This window comes from Spirulina subsalsa CS-330, from assembly GCF_028330765.1.
In the GTDB taxonomy this organism is placed as follows: domain Bacteria; phylum Cyanobacteriota; class Cyanobacteriia; order Cyanobacteriales; family Spirulinaceae; genus Spirulina; species Spirulina subsalsa_A.
In genome coordinates this window covers 23,498-48,440 of sequence record NZ_JAQMTY010000074.1, presented here as the reverse complement: position 1 = coordinate 48,440, position 24,943 = coordinate 23,498, and the positions used below count along the sequence as shown (strand labels likewise).

The 24,943-nt window shown below is 53.9% G+C and carries 19 protein-coding genes and 1 tRNA gene; 7 read left to right on the top strand and 13 right to left on the bottom strand.

The features are described 5' to 3' along the window. Positions 1-16: 16 nt before the first annotated feature. From PN477_RS05010 to PN477_RS04995, 4 genes are all read right to left on the bottom strand, one after another. The gene (locus PN477_RS05010) at positions 17-406 is read right to left on the bottom strand and encodes a rhodanese-like domain-containing protein (protein WP_272119472.1); all 390 of its coding nucleotides are present in this window, start codon (positions 404-406) and stop codon (positions 17-19) included. Positions 407-540: 134 nt separating this feature from the next. Then, positions 541-1,080 (bottom strand): cytochrome b6-f complex iron-sulfur subunit, encoded by a 540-nt coding sequence (gene petC / locus PN477_RS05005; protein ID WP_272119470.1) that lies wholly within the window; start codon positions 1,078-1,080, stop codon positions 541-543. A 172-nt stretch (positions 1,081-1,252) separates the two neighbouring features. Next, positions 1,253-1,462 (bottom strand): YgaP family membrane protein, encoded by a 210-nt coding sequence (locus PN477_RS05000; RefSeq protein WP_272119468.1) that lies wholly within the window; start codon positions 1,460-1,462, stop codon positions 1,253-1,255. 225 nt (positions 1,463-1,687) lie between these two features. Next, entirely contained in the window at positions 1,688-1,948 is a 261-nt protein-coding gene (locus tag PN477_RS04995) for a hypothetical protein (RefSeq protein WP_272119466.1), read from the bottom strand. Positions 1,949-1,964: 16 nt separating this feature from the next. On the opposite strand from PN477_RS04995, the gene PN477_RS04990 reads away from it, so the two are divergent. Both PN477_RS04990 and cydB read left to right on the top strand, forming a co-directional pair. After that, positions 1,965-3,407, top strand: a complete 1,443-nt coding sequence (locus tag PN477_RS04990; protein WP_272119464.1) for a cytochrome ubiquinol oxidase subunit I — start codon at positions 1,965-1,967, stop codon at positions 3,405-3,407. A gap of 86 nt (positions 3,408-3,493) precedes the next feature. Continuing rightward, positions 3,494-4,510 carry a cytochrome d ubiquinol oxidase subunit II gene (gene cydB / locus PN477_RS04985; RefSeq protein ID WP_272119462.1) on the top strand — a complete coding sequence of 339 codons (1,017 nt, stop codon included), beginning with the start codon at positions 3,494-3,496 and terminating at the stop codon, positions 4,508-4,510. Positions 4,511-4,961: 451 nt separating this feature from the next. Here the strand turns inward: cydB and PN477_RS04980 are convergent, their stop codons facing one another. Both PN477_RS04980 and PN477_RS04975 read right to left on the bottom strand, forming a co-directional pair. Then, positions 4,962-7,085 carry an NACHT domain-containing protein gene (locus tag PN477_RS04980; RefSeq protein WP_272119460.1) on the bottom strand — a complete coding sequence of 708 codons (2,124 nt, stop codon included), beginning with the start codon at positions 7,083-7,085 and terminating at the stop codon, positions 4,962-4,964. Between the two features lie 89 nt (positions 7,086-7,174). Further along, positions 7,175-7,882, bottom strand: coding sequence for a Crp/Fnr family transcriptional regulator (locus PN477_RS04975; protein ID WP_272119459.1), 708 nt, complete (start codon positions 7,880-7,882; stop codon positions 7,175-7,177). Between the two features lie 197 nt (positions 7,883-8,079). On the opposite strand from PN477_RS04975, the gene PN477_RS04970 reads away from it, so the two are divergent. Further along, positions 8,080-10,449 (top strand): AAA family ATPase, encoded by a 2,370-nt coding sequence (locus PN477_RS04970; RefSeq protein WP_272119457.1) that lies wholly within the window; start codon positions 8,080-8,082, stop codon positions 10,447-10,449. Then, positions 10,446-12,167 carry an acetate and sugar kinases/Hsc70/actin family protein gene (locus tag PN477_RS04965; RefSeq protein WP_272119454.1) on the top strand — a complete coding sequence of 574 codons (1,722 nt, stop codon included), beginning with the start codon at positions 10,446-10,448 and terminating at the stop codon, positions 12,165-12,167. The genes PN477_RS04970 and PN477_RS04965 overlap by 4 nt, the downstream gene beginning before the upstream one ends. A gap of 105 nt (positions 12,168-12,272) precedes the next feature. Here the strand turns inward: PN477_RS04965 and PN477_RS04960 are convergent, their stop codons facing one another. From PN477_RS04960 to PN477_RS04950, 3 genes are read right to left on the bottom strand one after another with little or no spacing between them, the layout of a single operon-like run. Next, complete coding sequence (locus tag PN477_RS04960; RefSeq protein WP_072620175.1) at positions 12,273-12,764, bottom strand: YajQ family cyclic di-GMP-binding protein; 492 nt, start codon at positions 12,762-12,764, stop codon at positions 12,273-12,275. A gap of 14 nt (positions 12,765-12,778) precedes the next feature. Beyond that, a complete protein-coding gene (locus tag PN477_RS04955) occupies positions 12,779-13,195 on the bottom strand; it encodes an MAPEG family protein (protein WP_272119451.1) in 417 nt (138 codons plus the stop codon). A 4-nt stretch (positions 13,196-13,199) separates the two neighbouring features. Next, positions 13,200-13,703 carry a DNA recombination-mediator protein A gene (locus PN477_RS04950; protein WP_272119449.1) on the bottom strand — a complete coding sequence of 168 codons (504 nt, stop codon included), beginning with the start codon at positions 13,701-13,703 and terminating at the stop codon, positions 13,200-13,202. Positions 13,704-14,049: 346 nt separating this feature from the next. On the opposite strand from PN477_RS04950, the gene PN477_RS04945 reads away from it, so the two are divergent. Beyond that, on the top strand, positions 14,050-14,298 hold the full coding sequence (locus tag PN477_RS04945) for a MoaD/ThiS family protein (protein ID WP_272119447.1): 249 nt from the start codon (positions 14,050-14,052) through the stop codon (positions 14,296-14,298). 55 nt (positions 14,299-14,353) lie between these two features. Here the strand turns inward: PN477_RS04945 and PN477_RS04940 are convergent, their stop codons facing one another. Beyond that, the gene (locus PN477_RS04940) at positions 14,354-15,286 is read right to left on the bottom strand and encodes a PRC-barrel domain-containing protein (protein WP_272119445.1); all 933 of its coding nucleotides are present in this window, start codon (positions 15,284-15,286) and stop codon (positions 14,354-14,356) included. A gap of 155 nt (positions 15,287-15,441) precedes the next feature. Continuing rightward, the gene (gene smc, locus PN477_RS04935) at positions 15,442-19,089 is read right to left on the bottom strand and encodes a chromosome segregation protein SMC (RefSeq protein ID WP_272119443.1); all 3,648 of its coding nucleotides are present in this window, start codon (positions 19,087-19,089) and stop codon (positions 15,442-15,444) included. Between the two features lie 70 nt (positions 19,090-19,159). Here smc and PN477_RS04930 point away from each other — a divergent pair, with 70 nt between their 5' ends. After that, on the top strand, positions 19,160-19,798 hold the full coding sequence (locus PN477_RS04930) for an alpha/beta hydrolase (RefSeq protein ID WP_272119441.1): 639 nt from the start codon (positions 19,160-19,162) through the stop codon (positions 19,796-19,798). 249 nt (positions 19,799-20,047) lie between these two features. Here the strand turns inward: PN477_RS04930 and PN477_RS04925 are convergent, their stop codons facing one another. Then, positions 20,048-20,554, bottom strand: coding sequence for a DUF2752 domain-containing protein (locus PN477_RS04925; protein ID WP_272119439.1), 507 nt, complete (start codon positions 20,552-20,554; stop codon positions 20,048-20,050). 203 nt (positions 20,555-20,757) lie between these two features. Further along, positions 20,758-20,844: transfer RNA gene (locus PN477_RS04920), tRNA-Ser, on the bottom strand. Positions 20,845-21,018: 174 nt separating this feature from the next. Between PN477_RS04920 and PN477_RS04915 the strand changes: the two genes are divergently transcribed. Then, on the top strand, positions 21,019-24,717 hold the full coding sequence (locus PN477_RS04915; protein WP_272119437.1) for a PAS domain S-box protein: 3,699 nt from the start codon (positions 21,019-21,021) through the stop codon (positions 24,715-24,717). Positions 24,718-24,943 lie beyond the last annotated feature (226 nt).

The window sequence follows — 24,943 nt, the reverse complement described above, 5'->3', positions numbered from 1 at the left end:
CCAACGCTTCATAAGATTAAGGATTTGCCGCCCCCTTCACCGTTGGCAACCCTGCTTTTTGCCAGGACATCATCCCCCCGGCAATGTTGATCACCTGTTGAAACCCAGCCCGCTGTAACTGTTGAGCCGCGATCGGACTACGGTGGGCGGTGAGGCAAATGAGGGCGATCGCCTCCTCTCGTTTCTGCACCTTAAACCAATCCGGCAACAGCCACCGCCACCCAAACCCTACCCCCATCACAATCCGAAGGAGGCTCAAATTCCGCGCCCCTGGTGCATGGCCGGAGCGAAATTCCACGGCACTGCGCACATCCACCAACAGCGGAGCCGGATCGCACTCGCTCAATTCACGGGGGGTCAAGGATGCGATCGCTTCGTTGGGCATTGTTTCGGTCACAGTCATCATGAAAACCTCTAATCTGTTCAACGTTAGTCTAGAGAACAAGGCAAGGGGCTGAAGCCCCTTGCTGCAAATCACAAAACTCGTGCCATAGCTCTGCCATGGCACGAAGCTCCAGCGGCTCTGCCGCATCGAACAAACTAAACCCACCAGGGAGCCTCACCCGTGCGCGGGTCAAGTTCCGTCCAAGGTGAAATCCAAATCTGATCATCCCGTACCGCCACCTGCACCAACTTCAGAGGCAAGGGAGCCGGGCCGCGCACCACAGAACCATCCGGGGCATAGCGTGACCCATGGCAGGGACATTGAAACTCTTGATCCCGTCCATTCCAGGGGAACGTACAACCGAGATGGGTACAATTGTCCACAATTCCCATCCGGTCAAGACTGTGATCCTCATTCACAATTAAATAGGTCGGTTCGCCGGCCAAGCCCGCCACCAAGGCGCGGGAACCGGGAGCCTCGGCCAAAATTTGCGAGGCCGGAATCGGTTGCCCCAGCACATCTTTCGCTAACATCGCCCCCCCGTCACCCGTTTCCGACGGGGGCACAAAAAAGCGAGCTACAGGATAGAGGGATGCGCCAGCGGTGACGGCAATCACGGAACCAGTCAAAAAGTTGAGCAGTTGTCGTCGCGAAACAGACGGGCTGTCGCCCGGTAATGCATTAATATTGTCCATGGTTAAAAATCCTGAGTGTGAAGCGAATTAAAAATGGGAGCGGCGATCGCCGCATGAGGTGCGATCGCATCATCAGCGGTTGTTCAAGGGCGGTGCATCAGAAGAGTAAAGATGAATGCACCGCGTATCTAGGTCGTTGAGAACCGCCTGTCGATTTGTCAGACGGTGAGGCTTATTCGTGAGATTTTTGGGTATTGATGCCCAACAGACGATAGAGACCACAGAAGCCAAACAGGGCAGTAGCCAGCATCACTGCACTGCCAAGCAGCAACAGAGTACCGACCCATGAGCCGCTATAGATCATTAAGCCCAAGGACAATAGCGTTGCCGCAATCATGAAGCGGATCAAGCGATCCAGAGAACCAACATTAGCATTCATCATTCAAATTCTCCGCGAGTAACGGTGAGCCGATCGATTCAGAGGGTATCTCCTGAATTGCACGGCTGGGGAAGAAAACCGACAAACAAGGGTAAACCTATCCTTGTTTGCGGGGTGAAGAGTCAAGACGATGCTCTTACCCGTGGAATCGGTATAGTGCTTTATGTTTCTTAACCTATCATATAACTAATTGGTTGTAAAGTGAGTTAGTGAACCACGCCGTCGGATTCAGTCGTTAAACATCAAGATTGCGATCGCACGATCCCGGCTCTCTATCGCCAAAACCAGCATTGTGCTGTGGGACGCAAATCTTAAAATTTTTAGAGCTGACCCTGCGATCGCACGTTTCACCGCGCTACCGTAGGCATAGATACTTACCCCCTTGGGGTTTAGCTGGATACGAATGCCGATCCGAATGTTTCCACAGAGTCCAGTCGGGTTGCCGTTCACATCCGGCCCGTATCCCAATGCTTCGGCAGACTCTGTCATCCTGCTCCCAACTACTATGGACTTTTTTCACAATACCGTTGCATTATCCCGTAGCCAATTTGCGCTCACGGCGATCTTTCATATGCTCTGGCCCGTACTCACCACGGGCATGGGCGTTTATCTGGTGGTGATTGAAGGGTTATGGCTGCGCACCCGCAAGCTGGACTACTACCATCACGCCCGTTTCTGGTCAAAACTCTACGTCCTCAACTTTGGTATTGGCGTAGCCTCCGGGCTGCCGATGGAATTTCAATTTGGTACGAACTGGGCTCCCTTTTCTGAAGCGGTGGGGGACTTTTTCGGCAGTATTCTCGGCTTTGAAGGGGCGATGGCGTTCATGCTCGAAGCCGGGTTTTTGGGGATCATGCTCTTTGGCTGGGGGCGTGTCCATCCGGTGATTCACTATTTCGCCACGATTATGGTGGCGTTTGGGGCGAACCTTTCCACCTTTTGGATTTTGGTGGCCAATTCATGGCTGCAATCCCCGGCCGGGGGCGAAATGGTGGCGGGTAAGTTTATCGTCAGTGACTATTTTCAGGCCATTCTCAATCCGTTTATGGTGCGATCGGTGGCCCATATGTTTTTAGCGACCCTGGAAACGTCGCTGTTTGTGATTGGCGGGATTAGTGCTTGGTATATGCTGCGCGATCGCCACACCGCTTTTTTTAGCCTCTCGTTAAAAATCGTCCTTACGATCGCGATCGCCGTCACCCCCCTGCAAATCTACGTTGGCCACCTCAGCGCCGAACAAGTAGCCGAACGCCAACCCACCAAACTGGCCGCGATCGAAGCGAAATGGGACACCACCCCCGCCGGGGACACCGCCCCCTGGAGCGTCCTCGCCATCCCCGACCCTGACCACGGCCGCAACCGCTGGGAACTCAACATTCCCCAAGGCCTCGGCTATATTCTCGAATTCAAACCCGAACTCAGCCACACGATCCAAGGCTTAAACGAGTGGGATGCTGGCGATCGCCCCAAAATGATCAGCCTCATCTTCTACTCCTTCCGAATCATGAGCGGCATCGGCTTTTTCCTGGCGGGTTTGATGCTCATCAGTGTGGTGCAATGGCTGCGGGGTAAACTCAGCCCCGGCACCATTACCGCCCAAAAATGGCTGCTCCGGGCCTGGCTTTTTTCCGCCCCCCTGGGCTATCTTGCGGTCGAAACCGGTTGGATCGTGCGCTGTGTCGGGCGGCAACCCTGGACAATGTACGGCGAAATTCGCACCGCCGACGCGGCCACCAACCTCCCCCCCAGCACCGTCCTAGGCTCCCTGATCGCCTTTAGCGTTGTCTATACCCTGCTACTGTTGGCGACCCTCTACTTCGGGCGGCGAATCATTCGCACCGGGCCCAACCTCACCCTACCCGCCCCCGATTTCGACACCCATCCCGCCGTTGATCCCACCCCCACGGAATTCATCCCCGATCAGCGGGCGGTGGAACTGCGACGCTAAGCGATCGCACCGGATCAACCCATTGATTTCACCTGCTCCTCCTCCTAGGAGCAGGACTTATCCCCATACTGGAACTGCAAGACCCAATGGATGCCCTTTTACATTTTTTACCCCAAGTTTGGTTTGTCATTCTGGCCCTCTTTCTCTTCCTCTACATCATGCTCGACGGCTTTGATCTCGGCGTGGGCATTCTCTCCCTCACCAGTTCCGACGAAGAACGGCGGGGCATTTTAATGACCAGCTTAGGCAATGTCTGGGATGCCAACGAAACTTGGCTCGTCTTAATGGGCGGGGCCCTGTTTGGCGCGTTTCCCCTCGCCTACGGCACGATTTTAAATGCCCTCTATATCCCCATTTTCATCATGATTTTTGGGTTGATTTTTCGAGCGGTGGCCTTTGAATTTCGGGAGCATTCGAGCCGGAAAGTGTTTTGGAATTTAGCCTTTGGGATCGGGAGTTTTCTCGCCGCTTTGGGCCAAGGTTTCGCCCTCGGTGCCGTGATTGAAGGGATTCCGGTGGATGCGGCGGGGCATTTTGTCGGCTCGATGTGGGGCTGGTTGGATTGGCGATCGCTCCTCGTCGCCCTCACCCTGATTCAAGGCTATGTCCTGATTGGCTCAACCTATCTCATCCTCAAAACCGAAGGCGAACTCCAAAAAACCCACTTCCGCACCGCCAAACTCGCCACCTACACCACCTTAATCGGGGCATTAACGATCACCATCGCCACCCCGATCGTCTACGACACCATCCGCGATCGCCTCTTCTCCCCTCCCTTAAGCTACATTTTCGCCGCCATTCCATTAGTAGGAATTATCTTAGTGTGGCAACTCTTAAAAGGGCTGAGCGCCAAAAACGATCGCACCCCCTTCATCTGGACGGTGTTAATCTTTTTGCTCACCTTCATCGGTCTAGGGCTGATTATTTTCCCCTACATCATCCCCAACCAAATCACCATCTATCAAGCCGCCGCCGCACCCAGCGCCCTCGTATTTATGATTATTTTCATCGGCTTCCTCATCCCGGTAATGTTGTTCTACAACACCTATCAATACATCGTCTTTCGCGGCAAAGTAGTCGAATCTGCCTACGGCGAAGACTAAACCCCTTATCTATAGCGATCCTAAATCAATCGGAGATCTCATCTCCTCATCAACAAGGGGCTTAAGCCCCTTGCCTGTTCATGAATCAAATAGGATTGCTATTCCCGCAATGGTGCGTTAAAAGCCCTCTCCTGAGGGCTATCATCACATAATCATCAAAGATGCAATCTAAGCCACCGCAACCCCCACTACACATAACATAGCTAAAATAGCCTTTATTGTGGCTTGATCGTAGGGTGGGTTAGGCGGATTAAACTCCCGCTATCACTGCAATTCAGCAATCCGCCGTAACCCACCGATTCAAGTGTGCCGTGACACTAGTGCAGCGTCAAGACTTAATATTCGGATTGTCTTGAATGTCCAACACTCAACGTGACGGTGCGTTACGCTTCGCTAACAGCACCCTACAAACATCCTAATTCTTGGCATTGACGCTGCACTAGTATGATGCTCAATCTGCATCAGGACGAAGCGCCGCCGGAACCCGCAACATCCGCTCTTCAATGGCTGCCCAGGCTGCCGGGGAGACCCGCACAGCCGTTTCTTTGCATTGAATCAGCAGATAGGTTGCGTAGTAATAATCAATGATTATCTTCACCTCTTCTTTAGTTAGTTCAATGAATTCTCTGGGAAGATGGTGAGCATTCAAGATTGTTTGAATAAGTGTACGAGCAAGAGATTGTGAGGGTTTTGAATCTATGAATTCCTTATTAGAAACCCTTTGTTTTAAAATATTTAATTTTTCGAGCAAAGTGAAAATATCGAGGCTCATAAAAACAGGCTCTTTTTCTATTAGATCTTGATAATACTGAATAAATTTTCTGATAATTTCAGAATAGAATTCAGTCTCAGTTATATTGTCAGGCTCGGCAATAAATTCAGTTTCGATAATAGCATTTGCATAAGTGTAAGTATAGACGTAGGCGTTAGCAATAGAGCGTCGTTCAAATAATGATAATGTTCCTTCTGTAATTTGAGTTTCTGTATCTGACCACAACAAAATTGGAATTAGCCGCTCATGATAGATGGTTTTTTCTAAAAGCTTTTCAATTGTCTCAATGATTTTTCTTAAAAATCGATCTGCACCCTTTCCTCCCATCGAGCTGGCAATCAGAAGAAATACCTCTCTCCATTTTTTATCAAGCAAATATTGCTCGACAGTTAAATTGATACAACTATCATCTACAACATATTGAGCCGTCAGATATTCTTGTAAAGTTAAGTGTGAAAATGAATAAATATTCTCTGCTCGTTCAACAAGAATTCCTTGCTGAATAGAGATGGCATCTAAAATCTGCTCTCCATTGAGATGCCTTGATGCATTTAAATTGCCTGCCAGAAATACACGAATTTGATTTACCAAGTCATCTTTTTCAAAAAAAAGACGATCTTCAATAAAATTTTTGTAGGCAATTTCCGACAATAATAATTCTTCTAGATCTGTATGTAGTCCGTCATAAATTGATCCATGATTAATTCGTTTTTCTGCTGCCCATTCTTCCAGCAAAATTCGCATAGCTTTGCCATACAATGCACTACGATTACTCGAAAAACTTTGAGAGCGGTCATACACCAAACACAAAAATGTTAAGAGCAGTGGAGTTTGAGCAAGTTCTTGTGCTCCTTCTTGACCTTTGCTTCGCAATAGCTCCCAACAGTATTCCGCAGTGTTTGCAGTTTGATCGACTTCGCCTCGAAACCAGTTCTGGATAAATTTTTTAATCTGCGCATCGTCAAAATCTGCCATGATGACATCTTTAAACCGCCGGAACCCAGAACGATAGGCCGCCGTTCGACAACTGGCAATGAAGCGATTTTGATCGTGGCGGTCTACAAAATCTTGAATTTTATCAATGATTCCGTTGACATATTGCCCCGGCACTTCATCCAACCCATCAAACAGAATTAATAATTTTCCCTGCTCCAGAGCTTTCGTGACAAATTGCTCAGACTTCGGAAAACCACAGGTATCAAACTCCGCCGTGATCTGCTCCTGAATATCAATCTCTGCACTGTCAAAGCGTTTCAATTCCAAAAAGACCGGAATACACGCCTGCTTGAGTTCTCCTTTCTGACCCTTAAACGCTTCTAACCCCATCCGTCGTAGAAACGTCGATTTCCCGGCTCCGGGTTGCCCCAACACCATCAAATATTGCGTTTCACTGGCAACCTCAACCCCTACCCTCGTTTCACAATCTTCATTCTGAAACCGTCGCGATCCCCTTGCCCGAAATGCCGATTCCAGCGCATCCGTTGAAGCAAAAGTCCGGATTGTAGACTCATTCAAAAACCGTACATTGGTATACACATCATCCAAGCGCATCGGCTCGCGCATACCCAAAACCTTGAGCAGACAATGCCGTTTTTCATATTTTGCGGTGTATTGCTCAATTGCCCGCGTCAGGTGCAGCGATAGCGAATCAACTTGATCTGAAACTGAACGTTTAACCTGCTCTAAGCGACCCGTCGCCGCTTGCCCTAATTCGCTTTTTGCAACCTCTTCTAAAACAGCTTGCGCAATGGGCAAAAGCGTTTCCTTTGCCAACGTGGTCAGAGCCAATCCCGTCAAACTCATGGACAAATCCTCAGGGCGTGAAATATATCCCCTAGGATAGCCAATCTCAAAACGTTCCCTCAGCAGCGCGATGTACTGCTCAGCACGAGCTAATTGATCGTCCGTTCTAATGCCGACAGGTTAGGGATAATTAGCAAATCATGTTCCCGGCGGATTAGGTTTTTCTTCTCTAGTTTTGTTAATACACGGGTGACGGTTTCCCGCGCTAAACCGCTGAGGCTGCTCAGTTCACGGTGGGGTAGGTTGGGAATCGCGAGGCCTTCTTTATTCTCTTGGCCTTGACCTTCGGCTAAAAACAGGATCGTGTCCGCCACCCGTGACACACTATCCGCTTCCCGGAGACGGAGGCGGCGGTTGACTTGGCGGAGGCGGGTGGCCATTAATTGGGCGAGTCTTACCCCGGCCATGGGTTCTGATTGGATGAGGTCAACAAAATCTTGAGCGGGAACGCTGCTGATCGTGGTGGAGGTGAGGGTGATCACATCGGTGGAACGGGGTACTTCTTCGAGGGCGGCCATTTCTCCGAAGAGTTCTCCTTTGCCGATGATGTTGAGGGTGACTTCTTTGCCGTCGAGGTTGTAGGTTCTGATTTTGACCCAGCCATCAACGATGAAATAGACCGAACCGCCCCAGTCATTTTCGAGCAGGATGACTTGGTTGGAGGGGTGAGTGCGTGTGACTACATGACAGGTGGCTTTACTTAAGGCATCCTCTGGGAGACCCGCAAAAAACGGCACTGTTTTGATCAGCGTTGTAATGTCGGCATCTTGTTCGCGGGGATTGAATCGATCATCCATGAGGCAAGGGGAAGGTCTAAATGTCGGTTCGGCAGGGCAATGATACTCGATTCTAGCCAAAGACCACACAAGTTCAGTGTCTTGTGTGGGAAACGGGGATGATTCTGGCTATTTTTGTGGCAATGTAGCTGTATTAGTATGAGGAAAGGGTAGCATGGAAGGCGACCCGTTGCACTGACGGAATTGAGGGGCTGACCGTGACCATTTCCCAACGCGAAATCCAAGCTCTGATTGCTGAGATTGACGATGTGCTGACTGTAACGGAGGCGGCATCGACGGGGGCAGGGGCGGCAGCCGTGACCCAGCGGGATCTTTTGGAAAAAATTCGCTGGATTTTGGGGGATTGGGGGCGAACGGTGGAGGTGACACCGTTGGCAAATCCGCCGCTCCCGCCGCAGGATCAGACGACGGCGGATGCGATCGCTCAATCGGTGATCGCTCAGATGAATATTCAGCGATCGCAATGGTTCCAACCGCTGCAATTGGAATTGGAAACCTTGCGCCAGCAGCGGGAATCCTTGGTGCAAGAGATTCGCCACCTGGAGACTCACCAACGCCAACTCACCACGGATTTTCTCAATGCGCTCCTGAACCGTTGTAGTGATGGGCTGCGCCAGGAGTTGGCCCAGGCGTTGGATCGGTGGCAGGGTCAGGTTGTTCAGGCGTTGCCGGGGTCAGGGGAGGCGGCGGCTCCGATGCAGCAGTTGGAATGGTTGGAGCAGTTGCGATCGCTCCAGGGTCAATCGGATCAACTGTTCCGCAGCCTGGACAGCACCTTTCAACAGGTGTTTAGCAGCCTGGAACAAGATCTTAAAGGCTATCAAAAATCGCTTCTCCAAGGCATCGAAAACATCCACGCCCTGGGGCAATATAGTGAAGCCCTGTTCCACCAACACCACAACCCAGAACTGACCTACAGTTTGCCCCAGCCCCTCCAACTTGACCCGGCTCCCACTCCCGCCCCCGGTCAACCGCCGCTCCAACTCACCCATGGCGCAACCCTCCCGCCGTTCCCTGGGGTGGACGGGCCGGAACGGAATGCGATCGCGCTGTTGTTTGAGGATTGTTCTGATCCTGCCTTGCCCTCCCCCGCGCCCAATGTGCAGGCGATTCCCCTCCCCACTGACCCGACCCCGGTGCGATCGCCCCAGGCAGCCACGCCCCCGGATACCGATTGGGAAGATTGGGACGAGCACCTCTTTAACTCCGATCAGTTCGCCACCTCGCCCACGGCCGCCACGGCCCCGCCCGTGGTGCTGACGGTGTCAGAACAGGAACTGATCACCCCTTCGGCAACCGAGCCGGATGCGGATCTGCTCCCTGTGCCGCTGGCGGATGCGGAACTGTTTGGCGGCTTGCATGATCCGGCCACAGAGACCCCGGAAGCGTCGCTCTGGCTGCCGGTTGATCCAGAGGCGATCGCGGCTACGGTGGAAACTATTCTTTTTGAAGACTACGCCCCCGTTGAAACTGACCCCCTTCATCTCGAAGCCCCCTTAGCAGAAACCGCTGCGATTCCCACCCTCGAAGATACGATCGCCTCCCTCAATGACCTCCTCGCGCAAGTCTCCGATCAGATTGCCCATACCCCCCCCGACGAGAACGAACCAGAAATCGGCCATCACATCACCCCAGGGGAAACCCTCTTAGAAACCGCCGAAATCAGCACCCAAAACCGTAAGGATATTGAAGAGGCACTTTCGCCGGAAACCTTGCAGCAGTTGAGCGATGATCTGATGCGGTTTGAAGCGGGTGACCAGCCTGAGGCGACGACGGTAACGCCTACCGCTGCGGCTGTGACCGTAGAACCGCCATCGCCAGCACTGGAACCGCCCTCCACCCCAACCGAGGCGATACCAGCACCGGAACCGCCTGAAACCGTTGGGGCAGTGGATGACCCAGCCCCCCTCCCTGGAGCGGCAGAAATCCCCGTTACCCCTGAAGCACCGGACGAGCCAGAAGCCGCCGCCCCGATCTTGGATGATTTGGGGATTGACGCGATCGCTTCTCTCACGGATTTAATGATCGACGATTCCCCCGAACTCGACCCGTTTGTGGTGCGCGAGACCCCCGCCCCAGCAGCATCACCGGCCAGTGGTGCTAATTCTGAAGCAGAATCCGAACCCAGTGCCGATCCTGTGAGTGAAGCGGAATCCGTCACAGGATATCCTGATCCTGAAGCAGAACCCGAACCCAGTTCTACACCCGTTAATGAAGCGGAATCCGTCACAGATGCTCCCGATCCTGAAGCAGAAGCAACAGAACCGCCAACCGCATCAACTGCACCCGATGCCGAACCGGGTACATCTCCCGTCGTGCGGCTGCAACCCATTGCCCGCCCTGCGCCCCCTACCCAGGATGCGCTAGAACCAAACCGGCAACCCGTCACGAGTCTAGACGACTCCACCGCCGAACTCGCCACCATTCCCCAACAGGATGTGCTCAAATCCTTAGAAGATATTATTTGGGTGGAGGACTTAGAGTTAGACAGTGGGGATGATTTTGTTGATCCGTGGAAACCGGCTAATGGCCAGCCTGCATCAAATTCCAAGACATCGTCGGGATGAACAACAGTGAACGCCCTCCCTTAGCGGGCATAGGAACCTGGTATTTGGGGCTTGCGATCGATGCGCAGGGCTTAACTGCCGCATTGTGGCAGCCGGGACAGACCTCCCATCCGTTCCGGTGGCAGGAGGAGGGCGAAACTCAAACCCATTTGCCGTTGTGTGCGCAGTTTTTCACGAAGACCACGGCTGAAGAGGGTGCGCAATTGATTTTGCGGGTGGGGCGAGAGGTAACTGCGACAACTCCCCCAACGCAACACCTCTACCTGGAACAGTTTCACACCTATCTCCAACGGGCGATGCCGTTTTATAGCCGCAAACAGCGGCAATGGTTGCCGAAGGTGTATGTGACGGGGGGGAAACAGATGCCGCTCCATTGGTTGCAGCGGGCGTTGCAGCAGGTGTTACGGCAATTGCTGCCGCAGACGGTGCGATCGCCCCTTGCCGCCGCCGGACTCCCCCCCAACCAATTTTTACAAGCGATGCACAACCTCGCCGGGGTGGTGATTACCCAGCCCCTCGCCTGGGGGGATGCGGCTCGGTTTAATTGGCGCGAGGCCGTGGTGGGGGCGGGGTTGGTGCAACATCCTGAACAAATCTTTTTCACCTCAGCCCCGACGGCGGTGGCCCTGCGGTCGGAACTGCCCCCCGCCACGCCCACCCTGATCATCACTAGCCAGGGCACGAGCACCGATGTGGCGATCGCCCTCCCCCAAGGCCCCCTGATCCAAGACACCTGCCCCTACGGTTACCAAGACATTTACGCTGATATTTTCTACCAACTTCTCTATCCCCAATGGCTCCCCGCCCATGACTTTCTCGCCACCATGACCTGGGATATGCCCTGGCCGGGATATCCTGACCGACAACGGCGCGATCGCGCTGCGGCCGCCCTCCAACGCCACGCCATGGGTGCAATGGTCATGACCGTAGCCACCCGCGTCGCGCAACTCCTCTGCCATCAACCCACCTTCACCACCCACCTCGGCGATCAACCCTGGACGGTCAGCCGCGCCGATCTCCAGGCCAAAATCCTCACCCCCTGGTTTGATACCCTCAACACCACCCTCAACGATGTCCTCAGCACAGCGGGTGTGACAACGACACAAATCACCCGCCTCCTCTGGCACGGCCCCCTCTGTCACTACGGTATGCCCGAACTCCAAGCCCAATTAGCCTGGAAATTTCCCAACGCTCAACTCCAAGCTGTGACGGGGGAACTGGCGAGCGGTGCGGCCCAGTTAGCGCGTCATCCGGTTTGGTGCGATCGCTTTCGCCACCAATACGATGATCTGTTTCTCCTCGCGGAACTCCTCCGCCTCAACCCCCGCCAACCCATGACCCTCAAAGCCCTCAGCCAAGCTCTCCAACGGCGCGGCGTTAACCTCACCGCCGATCGCAGTTCCTCCGCCCACCCGGAACAACGGCTACAAGCCCTCCTAGAAAATCAATTTCCCCCCGGTTTCATGCCCACCCCCGCTGACCCCTGGATTGTCGAAACCAGTCACGCCAGCCTCGAATATCAAGCGATCGCCGCTGCCCCCCTGTTCGATCTCGCTCCCGATGGCAATGGCTACTGCCTCAACCCCATCCAAGCCAAACGACTGCGCCAATACTTCACCCTCCTCCTCACCCAAACCACCCAAAAACTCACCGATCCCCTCAGTTTCCCCTTACGTTCCCTCCTCCCCCTGGGGTCAGCAAATCGGCAAGGCCGCTGATATGGCGAATTGCGAAAAAGTGCGAGCTTCTGGCTCATTTCTGCTAGATCTCACAACTTGGGTTATGGATAAGCAGTCGCAGCAAACAACGAAAGGTGAATCAGATTAGCGGTAGTTATTGAATTGGAGTGCCACGGGGAAGTCTTCTTCCTTGAGGAACTGCATCACAGCTTGGAGATCATCTTTAGATTTGGCGGAAATCCGCACCGAATCCCCTTGAATTGAGGCTTGCACCTTTTTAAAGGAATCCCGGATCATTTTGGTGATGGTCTTGGCCAGTTCTTTTTCAATGCCTTTTTTGAGGGTGATTTCTTGACGAATGCGGCTGCCTTTCGCGGCTTCAGCCGTGCCGTAGTCAAAGATTTTTTGGGAGAGATTGCGCTTGGCGGCTTTTTGGCGCAAGATGTCTTGGATCGTGTCCAAGGTCATTTCGCTATTGGTGGTAATGGTGATGCTGGTGTCGCCGAGTTCAACGGTGCTGTTGGTGTTTTTTAAGTCGTAGCGATTTTTCAATTCTCGCAGAACTTGATCCACTGTGTTTACCATCTCTTGACGGTCAAAATCACTGACGACATCAAAGGAAAAGGTAGAAGCCATAAATTACCCTAAAATCAACCAAAAGAACGCAACGTGACTAAGCTCAGGATGAAGAGCGTGATGCTACAGGCTGAGCCGATGCCAAACATGAGCGATCGCGCCAACGGCACATCCAAAATATAAAACAGAATATAGAAAAATCGGGCAATGGGAAAGGCGATCGCCCCATACCCCGCCCACACCCCATCCACACCGGTAACGTAGGCCATAAAGGCCGCCGGGACATACACCATCAAGGCTTCAAAGGAATTCTGATGGGCCCAAGTCGCTCGCTGGGCATAGGCCGGTAAGCGATCGAACATGCTGCGGGGTGCACTCAAGTCTACCCCGACTTTAAAGCGACCGTAGGCAACGACTCCAAAGGGAACATACACCAGCACCACAGCCCCCACGATGGAATATAACAGCAGCGGAGCAACAGGGAGCGCCATGGGATTAATCGAAATAAAACAATGTGACGACTTTACGCTGTTCTTCAGCTTCAGCACAGGTTTGCAACAGGGTGTGACTGTCGTGGAAGGCGAAGCAGATCAATTGTTGACAGCGTGAAATAATCTCACGGTTACAGAGCGAACTAGCTTCCGCGAGGGACAGTTGATCATTGTCGGAATGCTCCACCAGATGCACGACGCTTTCGAGGGCATCGCGGGACTCTCGCGGTTGGCGCGACAGACTTTGGGGAAGAATCACGGTTAAAAGATTGGGATCAGCCCGCATCGCCCCTCGAATCGCCGCGAGGTTAGTGCCTGTTGCTCCGGATGTCATTAAGCGATTCCCACTTAAGACCAGAGCGTAGCTCATGACCTCAATGAGATTCTGATGCGTGATCGGGACATGACGCGACCCTAAGAGGGCGATTCGCTTAGAACTGGTTTGCTGAATCGTGGCTAGTTCTTGCGCGAGGGTATCAATTTCTTGAACTTCGATCGGCTGACTCAAGTTGGGTGTTTAGTCTGAAAACTACGATGGGAATTGTAACGCGCTCCTCTGCGGAAAGGCAGGGAATTTCGGGACAAAACAGGGAATTTCAGGATGGTCTCTGAAGATTGCTCGACCCAATGGACAGCGTTTTGCCCATGCGTTGTTTAACGAAATACTGTCACGACGAATTTTGGGGAATTCGCGGCTAAGTACCCGCATTATACAGGATGAAGACCGAATCCAGTGTTTTGAGCGGCGATCGCAAGGACGGGACAACGGGCAATAGGATAGAATTTGTGTCGCGCTTCATTCCGGAGCCAGGCCGCTGATGATTAATCGATAATTTTTCCATTTTCCCATTTTTATGATTGAGGTCAAGATTAAACTGTTTGCCGCTTATCAGGAAGCCTATCAACAGTCAGAAATTCGCCGCACGGTTCCCAGTGATACGCCTGTTCTAACTATTCTGGAGCAGGTGATTCAGGAGCATCCTGAGCTTGAGCCGTGGCGATCGCTGACTCGCTTCGGGGTGAATTATCAATTTGTCCCCCCCGAAACGCGGCTGCGCGACGGGGATGAGGTGGTGTTAATTCCCCCCGTTAGCGGCGGTTAAGGTGCGAAAAAAAAGCCCCTCGCCCAGCGGGAGAGGGGTTTGGGGTGAGGGCAAATTAATAATCCTCGTATTCGGGTTCGCGGCGTTTTTCAGGAATATTCACCGGCGGCGGGGTATAGGGTTCCGGGTCATCGTCCCACACATCTTCATCGATGCTGTTGTAGGTGGGTTCCGGGTCGATGGCGGCCCGTTGGGGTGGGCGGCGGGGTTCGTCCCAGTTGGATTCTTCGGCGTAGTCGTCTTCGTAGCGGATCGCTCTGGCTTGGCGTTTGGGGAGCGATCGCGGTTGGGACTCCTCATATTCATCCTCATCCCACACCGGTTCGTAGGGTCGCTCCAACGGCTTCGCCACCGGCCGCGCATCCACGGGAATCCCAGTTCCCAGTTGATTTTCCGGGCGAGCCGTCGGGGTGTAGTAGGGGTCTTCCTCGTCCCGTTCCCAGGGAGCGCGGCCAATCCCCACCCGTTCGAGCCAGCCCACACTCAACTGCCGCAGCCGTTCTTCAGACCCTTCAAACACAATGATCCGATTCGGCCCAGTGCTGACAATTTCCTCCACGGGCAATTCATAGGTACTGACCACCTGCTCCGGAATCAGCGGTAAACCAATGGAGGCGATAATCAACGACACCAACTGTCCATCGACAATATTGAACTGAAAATCCCGGACGCGCCCCAGGAGTTCGCCCACTTCCGTAATCACCTCACAATTGACCAAATTGCTGTAGGCTTCGGCATCAATATCGTCAATCACATCCTCGTGGGGAACCAAGAGGACATCCCCCGCCTTTTCGATGCTGTTGAGGTACATATATTTCGGCATCCCGGTCATGGCTAAGACATTATCCCGGAGTCCCAATGCCACCACTTCACGGCGATCGATGTCTACCAAAAGGTTTTTCACAACGCCAAGCTGACGGGCTGAATCGTTGGTGATGACTTTGGTATTGATAATTTCTGAGCGAATCCGAATAGTATCTGTGGTCATTGTGTTTTATTGTTCGAGCCTTGGACGTTGCGAAAACGGGCGGTGGGGGCTGAGTCTTCAATTTAAAGGTGCGCAGAACAAACACCCTTTAACTTTTATACCCACGATGGTGATTCACAAAATAGTACCCAATTCCCAAAATAGTACCAGTATCTTCACAACTTAATGCCGAGAACTTGAGTGTATGCGCCTCTGGCTTGGGTCACACCAATGGTGCGTTGGGAGGCTTCAATCATCGGACGGCGCAAACTGACGACAATAAATTGAGCCTCTTCGGCCTGCTTTTTGATCATTTTAGCCAATCGCTCCACATTTGCCCCGTCTAGGAACATATCCACTTCATCGAAAGCATAGAACGGTGAGGGGCGATAGCGTTGTAGGGCAAAGATGAAACTCAGGGCGGTGAGGGACTTTTCGCCCCCGGACATGGAACTGAGGCGTTGAACGGGTTTGCCTTTGGGGTGGGCGACGAGGGTGAGTCCCCCGGCAAAGGGATCGCTGTCATTTTCGAGTTTTAGATGGCCGTCGCCTTCGGAGAGGGTGGCGAAGATGGTTTGGAAGTTGGTATTGACTGCGTCGAAGGATTCCCGGAAGGCGCGGAGGCGGAGGGTGGTGAAGGTTTCGATCCGCAACAGGAGTTCGGTGCGTTCGGCGGCGAGGGTGGTGAGTTTTTCGGAGAGTTCTGTGAGGCGGGTTTGGGTGCGTTCATGTTCGTCGAGGGCGAGCATGTTGACGGGTTCCATGGCTTCGAGGCGGCGTTGGGCGGTTTGGATTTGTCCTTGGAGGTGGGTGAGTTGCTCGGTGTAGGTGGCGAAGCTGAGGGGGCGATCGCGCTTCGGTTTGGCCTCGTCTACCTCGACGCTGATTAGGTCGGGGACGACGGGCAGGGGATTGGGGAGGCGGTCTTCGTGGTCGGTGACTTGGTGATAGAGTTGCGCGATCGCATTTTTCCGTTCCTGTTGGCTGCTGTGGAGTTTGTCCCGTTCCCAAACGTGGCTTTGGTGCTGTTGTTGGAGGCGATTGAGGTGGGCAGCGGCGCGATCGCGCTCCTCTTTGGCCGTGCCGAGACGGGCGGTGAGTTGGGCGAGGGTGGCTTCGGTGGTCTGGAGGGTTTGGGCGAGGTCGTGGTGGCGGTCTTGGAGGGTGGCGAGGGTGTGGCGATCGTTTTGGTGCTGCTGTTGTGCGGTGATTCGTTGGGTTTCAGCGGTTTCGAGCCGTTCTTGGAGGCGGAGAATCTGGGTTTCAATTTGGGTGCGTTCGGCTTCGGCATCCCGTAACACGGTCTGCTGTTCTGTGAGGTGCTGTTCTTGGGTTTGAATCACCTGCTGGATCGCCTGCCACTCGCTGGAGGCTTGGCCAGTTTCGAGGGCGGCCAGTTGAGTTTCGAGGGTGTGGAGTTCGGCTTCCGTGGGGGGGATGCTTTGGGCGAGGTGATCAAGGCGGGTTTGGACTTCAGCTTGGGCGGCGGTGGTTTGGGTGATCTGGGTGCGGAGGTGATCAAGGCTGGTTTGGAGGCGATCGCGCTCTTTTTGATCCTGTTGGGCGCGGAGGCTTTCGGTGGCGAAGGTTTGGCGGCAATCGCTGAGGGTTTGACCCAACTGGGCAAGGCGATCGCGCTTTTGGGCCAAGGTCTGCTCACAGGTGGCGAGCACGGTGTCAATTTCCGCGAGGCGATCGCGCAACTGCTGCAACTCTGCTGACTCCCCCGCCGCCGCCGTGCCAAAATGCAGCGTCGAACGCCCGGAACGACTCCCCCCGGACAGAGCGCCGCTGGTTTCGAGCAATTCCCCATCAAGAGTGACGATCCGACTTTTGCCGAGGAGCGATCGCGCCGTCGCCAAATCTTCAAACACCGCCGTTGAACCGAATACATAGGCAAAAATCGGCCGATAGCGCGGCTCACAGTCCACCAACTTCACCGCATAATCCACAAACCCCCGCACCTGCCGCAAGCTGCCCACCGCCTGCATCCCCGGTGCGCGAATCTTATTCAACGGTAAAAACGTCGCCCGCCCCGCCCGCTCCCGTTTCAGCAGTTCAATCCCCTGCGCCGCCACCCGGTCATCTTCAACGACAATTTGCCCCAACCGCCCCCCCGCTGCCGTCTCCAACGCCACCTGATAGGGTTTCTCCACTTGCCCCAACTGCGCCACCAACCCACAGACCCCCGGCAATTTCGCATTCAAAATCACCTGGGTGGCATGGGTTCCCTGGGCTTCCTGTTGGGCGTGGGTGCGGGCTTCGAGGCGATCGAGTTGGCGTTGGCGATCGCGCTGCTCCGTCACAAGCCGCTGTTGTGTGTCTTGGGTCAGTTTTAATTCCGCATCCGTTTGGGCGTAGGTTGCCGCCACGTCTTGAATCCGCCTTTCCAGTTGCCCTAAGTCCTCCGCCGTTGCCGGGGCTTGGTTGGCCAATTCGGTGGTGAATTGCTCAATCTGGGCCGTCTGCTCTTGGTGGGTTTGGTGCAAGCGGGCAAGGCGTTCTTGGAGTTGTGCCTGTTCCGTCCGTTGGGGATTGAGGGTCTGTTGGAGACTGCTGATCTGTTTTGTTAATGCGGTTTGCTCCTGTACCCAGGCTTCCGACGCAGCGGCAACGGTTTGAGCCTGTTCGCGCAATTGATTGAGTTGATTTTGGGCTTGGATCACCGTTTGGCGGTGTTGAACGAGGGTAACGGTGTCGAGGTGCTGTTGGGTTTGGTTGAGGTCGGCGAGGCGTTGCTGGAGTTTGGCGATTTCGAGGCGGAGGCGTTCTTGGGTTTGCTGATGGGTGGCGATCGCGCTTGCCGTTGCCTGTTCTTGCTGCTGCAATTGTTCCAGTTGCAGCCGTTGCTTCGTGAGTTCGGAATTCACCGCGATTTGTTGATCTTCACCCAGATCCTTCACCACGGCATTGAGGCGATCGCACTCCCCTTGAACCGCGTCTAACTCTGCGGCCAAGCGAGTCAACTGCTCCGCCAATTGCGTTAACGTCGCTTCCCCGGCTTGGTATTGCCGTTCTGCCTGCTCAATTTGCTGCTGTAACGCCTTCCACTGCAAGACAATTTCCCACTGTTGCCAGAGGTGAATGCGCTCCCGCAGGGCTTGGTATTTCTCGGCCTTGATGCGATCGGCTGCCAAACGATCCAAACTGCGCCGCAACTCCTGTTCAATCAGCCGAAACCGATCCTCCTGTTCGCGCACTTCATCCAACGTCGATCGCACTTGCCCAATCTTGCGGTCAAATTCCGCCACCCCCGCCAACTCATCAATAATCTCGCGCCGTTCCCGGCCATTCATCGTAATAATCCGAGTCACATCCCCCTGCAACACGACGTTGTAACCCTCAGAATAAATCCGCAACCGCCGCAACTGTTCATGTAAATCCGTTGCCGTCGCCAGTTCACCATTAATAAAATAGGTCGAAGTATAGCCGCCGCTTTTCGTCACCCGCAGCCGCCGCGTTACTGTCCATTCCGCCGTTAATTCGCCCAGCGCCGCCGCATCTTCTGCTTTTTCCGCCGCCGAGGCCGCTTCCCCAAACCAGTCCGCATCGTGCCAATCGCTGAGGTCGAAGGTCACCGACACACTGACCTCGGACGTGCCTTTGGTGGTTTGCTGTTTATGGTTGACCAAATCCGGCAGCCGTTCGGCCCGCATCCCTTTAGAACTGGCCAAGCCCAAACAAAACAAGAGCGCATCTAAAATATTGGATTTTCCCGATCCATTGGGCCCCGACACCACCGTAAACCCATCTAAAAAGGGGATGGCGATCGTGCCCCCAAAGGATTTGAAGTGGGAAAGCTCAACGCGCTTGATGTGAACCATACCAGCAAGAGGGTTTCAGGCTATTCTTTATACCATACCGCCTTGTTAATAATACAGACGCTCTTACGCCATGGTCTTTGATGCGATCGCCATCCCTCCCCGTACCGGTCAACCCCCTGACCATCTCCTCGTCGCTCTCCACGGTTGGGGCGCAAACCGCCATGATTTAGCCGGGTTGGCCCCTTATCTAGACTTGCCTACCTATCAATTCATCTTTCCCAATGCCCCCTTTGACCATCCCCAAGTCCCCGGCGGGCGGGCCTGGTATGCCCTGGAATACAGCAATATTCCCGCCTTTGACCTGCGTCAACTCACCGGCCTAGAGGAAGCCCGTCAACAGCTTCGGGATTGGCTCCCAACATTAGAGGCCCAAACGGGCATTCCCCTTGGGAAAACGGTGCTGTTGGGGTTTTCCCAAGGGGGGGCGATGGCGTTAGATGTGGGGCTAGGGTTTCCCCTGGCAGGCATTTGCAGCATCAGCGGCTATCCCCACGGCCCGCTAACGGTGACGGCTGACCCTGTGCCGCCGGTTTTGGTGGTGCATGGTCAGGTTGATCCAGTCGTGCCGTTGGTGGCGGCGCGGCAGGTACAACAGGAACTCACCGCCGCTCAAGTGTCGCTAACCTATCGAGAATTGCCCGCGATGGGCCACGACATCCCGCCCCAAGCCCTCGCCCTCGTTCAACAATTCATTACGGCGTTGGGGTAGCACGGCGGCGTTCGTTTTGACCCCTCAGCGGCGCGATCGCTGCATAGCATACATCACGGCAAATCCTCCTTGTCCTGTTACGACACAGGTTAATCGGTGGGTTACGGCGAATTGCTGGATTGCAATGATAGTCTATGTTTTAGCCGCCTAACCCACCCTACAATAGAGCATTTAGTTAGTCCGAAACAGCCCATCGCCAAGAGGGTAAGCCAGAGAAAGGCGCTGCGCTGGTTAGACATCGTTCAATCCTTATAATCCTGAAAACAATCGGTGCAGTGGCGCGGCGGCGATGCTGGCGGCCAATTCGCCGGACTGGGCTAACCCCCACAATCGCAGGCCGTGATAGGTCAGCAACGCTATTAACACCAGCAATGTCACCTGTCGCCGCTGGAGCCAGTTCGCCAAGGCAGGATAGCGGATTTTTTGGCCGGTGTAGAGTTCAAGGCTGAGGTGGATTGCGATGCCGAAGCAGGCGGTAAAGACCAGCGGGCCAAAGAGATGAAACGCGATCGCGCCGTCAAAATCTCCCCGCGCTAGGGCCACAAAGGAGCGTGTCATTCCACAGCCTGGACAGGGAACCCCCGTCACCTTCAACACCGGACAAAAGAAGGGGGAGAAGCCACCCCCATGGCCGAGAAAGTAGGCCCCTAAAATCGGAGAGGTCACCAGGGATAACCCAGCCAGCCGGAGACGACGACTGACCCGATCGAGGGGGTGACGCTGTAGGATCGGGGGGGGCGTGAGGGGGTTAATCATGACGCTGCAATGACGGGTGTGCTCAGAATTTTGCAGATCGTAACGCAGATCGTGGCAATGGTTGGCTGCGGACTAACGTTGGGGATAACCACGAAACTGAAGCGGATCGGGGATATTCGGTAGAAAATTAACGTTTGATGGTATGGCGTGGGATGGGAGGCGATCGCAAGAGCGTTTCCCACCGATTGAGGGGAATTAGGGAACGGAGAGGGGGGGATTCGAACCCCCGAGACCGTTGCCGGCCTAACGGTTTTCGAGACCGTCGCATTCAACCACTCTGCCACCTCTCCAAGGGGCGTGATTTCCAGTCTCCTATGATAGCGCATTGCTGGCCTCTGGGGGGAATCGGGGGGATAGCCCTAGATTCCCTGAATCTCCTACACTGAGAAAGTAGATAGAGAGTGACTCAGGGTCTCTGTGATCGTGATTTTGTCAGCGTTTTTAACTCTTTAAAAAGAATTTTCATGTCTGCCGATCTTCCTCCGATTCTCGGTTTAGCCGATATTTTGGCGCAGTCTCCCTGTGCGATCGCAGTGTTAGATCAAACCCTGCGCTATCACTGGATGAGTGACCGTTGGCAGGTAGACTATGGCCTCGATGCAGCCTCGGTGGGCCAGCCCTACGACCGGAGCAACCCTGTACCGAAGAGTTGGCCCGCTGCCCTACAGCAGGCCTTGACCGGCACGCCTCAACAGGGATGCGATCGCCACCCCCTCCCCACGGGCGAAACCGTAGCAATGCAATGGACAATCACCCCATGGCGCACCGCAGACACGATCAGCGGCGTAATCATCCACAGTCAACAACAACCCGACTTGACCCCGTCGCCGCTTTCCCACCCCCAAACCCCAGAGGATATCCCAGAGGATATCAATGATGTCGCTTGGGCTGAAATTTTCAATCTTTCCCCCAACTTAATTTGTCTGGTGGATGCAGACGGGCGTTTTCTCCATCTCAATCAGGCCTGGGAAATCACCCTCGGCTGGTCGGTGGAGCAGCTTCATTTAGCACCGGTGATCGATTGGATTCATCCCGATGATGTGCCATCGACTCTAGAAATTATGCAAAAGGTCAATCAGGGGGAGATCTGTGTGTCCTTTGAAAATCGCTACCGTCGTCAGGATGGTTCCTATTGTTGGTTGGCGTGGACGGCGGCGAGGATAGAGTCTCAGGGGTGTATTTATGGGCTGGCGCGGGATGTGAGCGATCGCAAAAAAACCCAAACCGCCATCAACGCCCAACAGGAATTACTCCAAAACATCATTGACACAACCCCTCAATGGCTGGTGGTGAAAGACAATCACGGCCGGTTCGTGGTGGTCAATCAGGCTATGGCCAAAGCCTGGGGAACCACGCCGGATCAACTGATTGGTCAATGTGATGCCGACTTAATCGCCAACCCGGCGGAAGTGGCCAAAATTCGAGCCGATGATCAATGGGTGCTCCAAACCCGTCACGATAAAATTATCCCGGAAGAATCCCTCACCGATGCGGCGGGGAATGTGCGTTGGGTGCGCACGAGTAAGCATCCGTTGAAGTTGTCGAACCAAACTGATCCCTATCTTTTGGTGTCGATCTATGACATTACCGATCGCAAACAGTCGGAAGAAGCCCTGCGCCAAAGTGAGCAACGCTATCAAGTGTTGGCGGAAACGGCCCCGGTGGGCATTTTCCATAGTGATGCGGCCGGGCGCTGTACCTATGTGAATCAGCAGATTTGTATTTTGATGGGGCTGAATTTTGCCGCCATCCAAGGACAACATTGGATGGCGGTGATTCACCCTCAGGATCGCGATCGCGTCGCAAACGAGTGGAGCCGGGCCCAAGTAGAAAACCAATGTTTTCAATCGGAATATCGGTTTTTGCGGCCCGATCAGTCTGTGCGCTGGGTCTATACCCAAGTGCAGACGATTGTTGATGCGGAACAGGATGATCAAATCACGGGCTATGTGGGCACTTGCACCGATGTGACCGAGCGCAAGCTCGCTGAGGCTGAGTTACAACGCTACAAGCAAGCGGTGGATAGTGCCAGTGATGCCATTAGCCTGACGGATTTGATCGGCCGGGTGATCTATGTGAATGATGCGTTTCAAGCCCTGTATGATTGCGATGATCTTGAGCAATTGCGGCAACAGGGGGGCTTGATGGGGTTGTTTGCCGATGCGGGGTTGATGGATGAGATCATCACCGCAGCCACGGCGGGACGGGGTTGGAGTTGCGAGATCGAACAGCGATCGCTCACCGGTCGCCCGCTACAGGTGGCCCTGCGGGCCAATCCGATTCGCAGTAACCAAGACCAGATTGTCGGGTTAGTGGTGATTGCCACGGATATTCACGATCGCAAAGAAGCCGAAGCCGCTCTCCAAGCCAGTGAGGCCACAAACCAAGCCATCCTCAAAGCCATCCCGGATCTGATGTTCCGTCTCAGTGACGATGGCGTTTTTCTGGACTATATCCCCCCCGATTCGTTTCGGGATATTCTCTTGGATGACTGTGAGCGGACGGGGCGAAACATTATTGATGTCGTGCCTGCGGACTTGGCGCAACGCAATCTCTACTATGCAAAACGTGCGATCGCGACACAAACCCTCCAGGTCTACGAACAGACGGTAAATATCGGCGGTGAGACTCAATTTGAGGAGGTGCGGGTCGTCCCCATTGAGGCGGATCAGACCTTGTTTATTGTGCGAGATATTAGCGATCGCAAACGGATCGAAGCCTCCCTCCTTGACTTTGCCCAACGCCTCCAATCCCAAGTTCAGCGCGAGCAATTTCTCAATCGCCTCTCGGCCCAAATCCGCAGCTCCCTCGAACAGCCCGCCGCAGCCATTATCCAACAGGCGATCGAAGCCATCCGCAACATCCTCGCCATTGATCGCGTTCATTTTGCCTGGTACATCACCAACGTTGAAACACCCTATTGGGACGTGATCGCCGAATCCCGCGAAGCAGAAATGCCCGACTTTACAGGCATCTATCCTGCCGATCAGGTCGGCCCCATGGCTGAAATTCTGCTCCGCCTTGAGATCATTTGTGAAGATGATGTCAGCGCGATTCCCGATCCCATTTATCGGCAGCTTGTGGAATCCCTCAACTATCGATCCGTGCTTGTGGTTCCCCTCGAAGTGCAATCGGGAATCATTGGCGTGCTCGTCTGTAGCCATAGCCAAGACATTCGCCATTGGCACGATACGGAAATTGACCTTGTTAAATCTGCGATTAATCAATTAGCGATCGCCACCAACCAAGCCCTCCTCTACGCCCAAAGCCGCGCCAGCAACGAAGAACTGCGCCAAACCCTCGAAGAACTCAACCGCACCCAATCCCAACTGATCCAAACCGAAAAAATGTCCAGCTTGGGGCAACTCGTGGCCGGAGTCGCCCACGAAATCAACAACCCCGTCAACTTCATCTACGGCAACATTGACCACGCCCGCGACTACATCAACGACCTCCTCCAACTGATCAACCTCTACCAACAGCATTACCCCGACCCCCAACTGATCATCGCCGATCATATCGACGACATCGATCTCCCCTTCCTCCTTGATGATCTCCCGAAAATGCTCCAATCCATGCGCGTCGGGGCAGAACGAATCAAAGAAATCGTCGCCTCCCTGCGCACCTTCTCCCGCATGGACGAATCCGAAATGAAAGCCGTTGATATTCACGACGGCATCGAAAGCACCCTGATGATCTTGCACAATCGGCTCAAATCAAAACCCCACTCGGCGGGGATTGAAGTGATTCGTGACTATGGCGATTTACCCAAAGTCGAATGCTATGCCGGTCAACTCAATCAGGTGTTTATGAATATCCTGAGTAATGCGATCGATGCCCTTCTCGATCAATCCGACGACAACCAAGCCCCAACAATCACCATCCAAACACGCCTCCACCCCGCCGTAAATCAAGTTGAAATCAGGATTCAAGACAATGGCACTGGCATCGATCCCAAGCACATCAGCCGTCTCTTTAATCCATTTTTTACCACCAAGGAAATAGGCAAAGGAACCGGGCTGGGGCTTTCAATTAGCTATCAAATTATTACCGAAAAACACGGCGGAACCTTACACTGTGAATCCGATTTAGGGTCTGGGACTTGTTTTATCATTGTGATTCCTCTCCAGCAAACCTTACAGCCAGTTCGACAATCTCGATAAAGCCTCACCCCTCGCCTTTAACTCGCCTGATACTTTTGTCCACCGCAACCCACCCATTGACCATCAACTTTTTTGGTATGCTATAGCAATCCTATTTGATTCATGAACAGGCAAGGGGCTTAAGCCCCTTGTTGATGAGGAGATAAGATCTTCGATTAATTTAGGATAGCTATATAGCAGCCTCAATCCGGTGGACATTGTGATTAGATTACTCTCAGTTTACAGT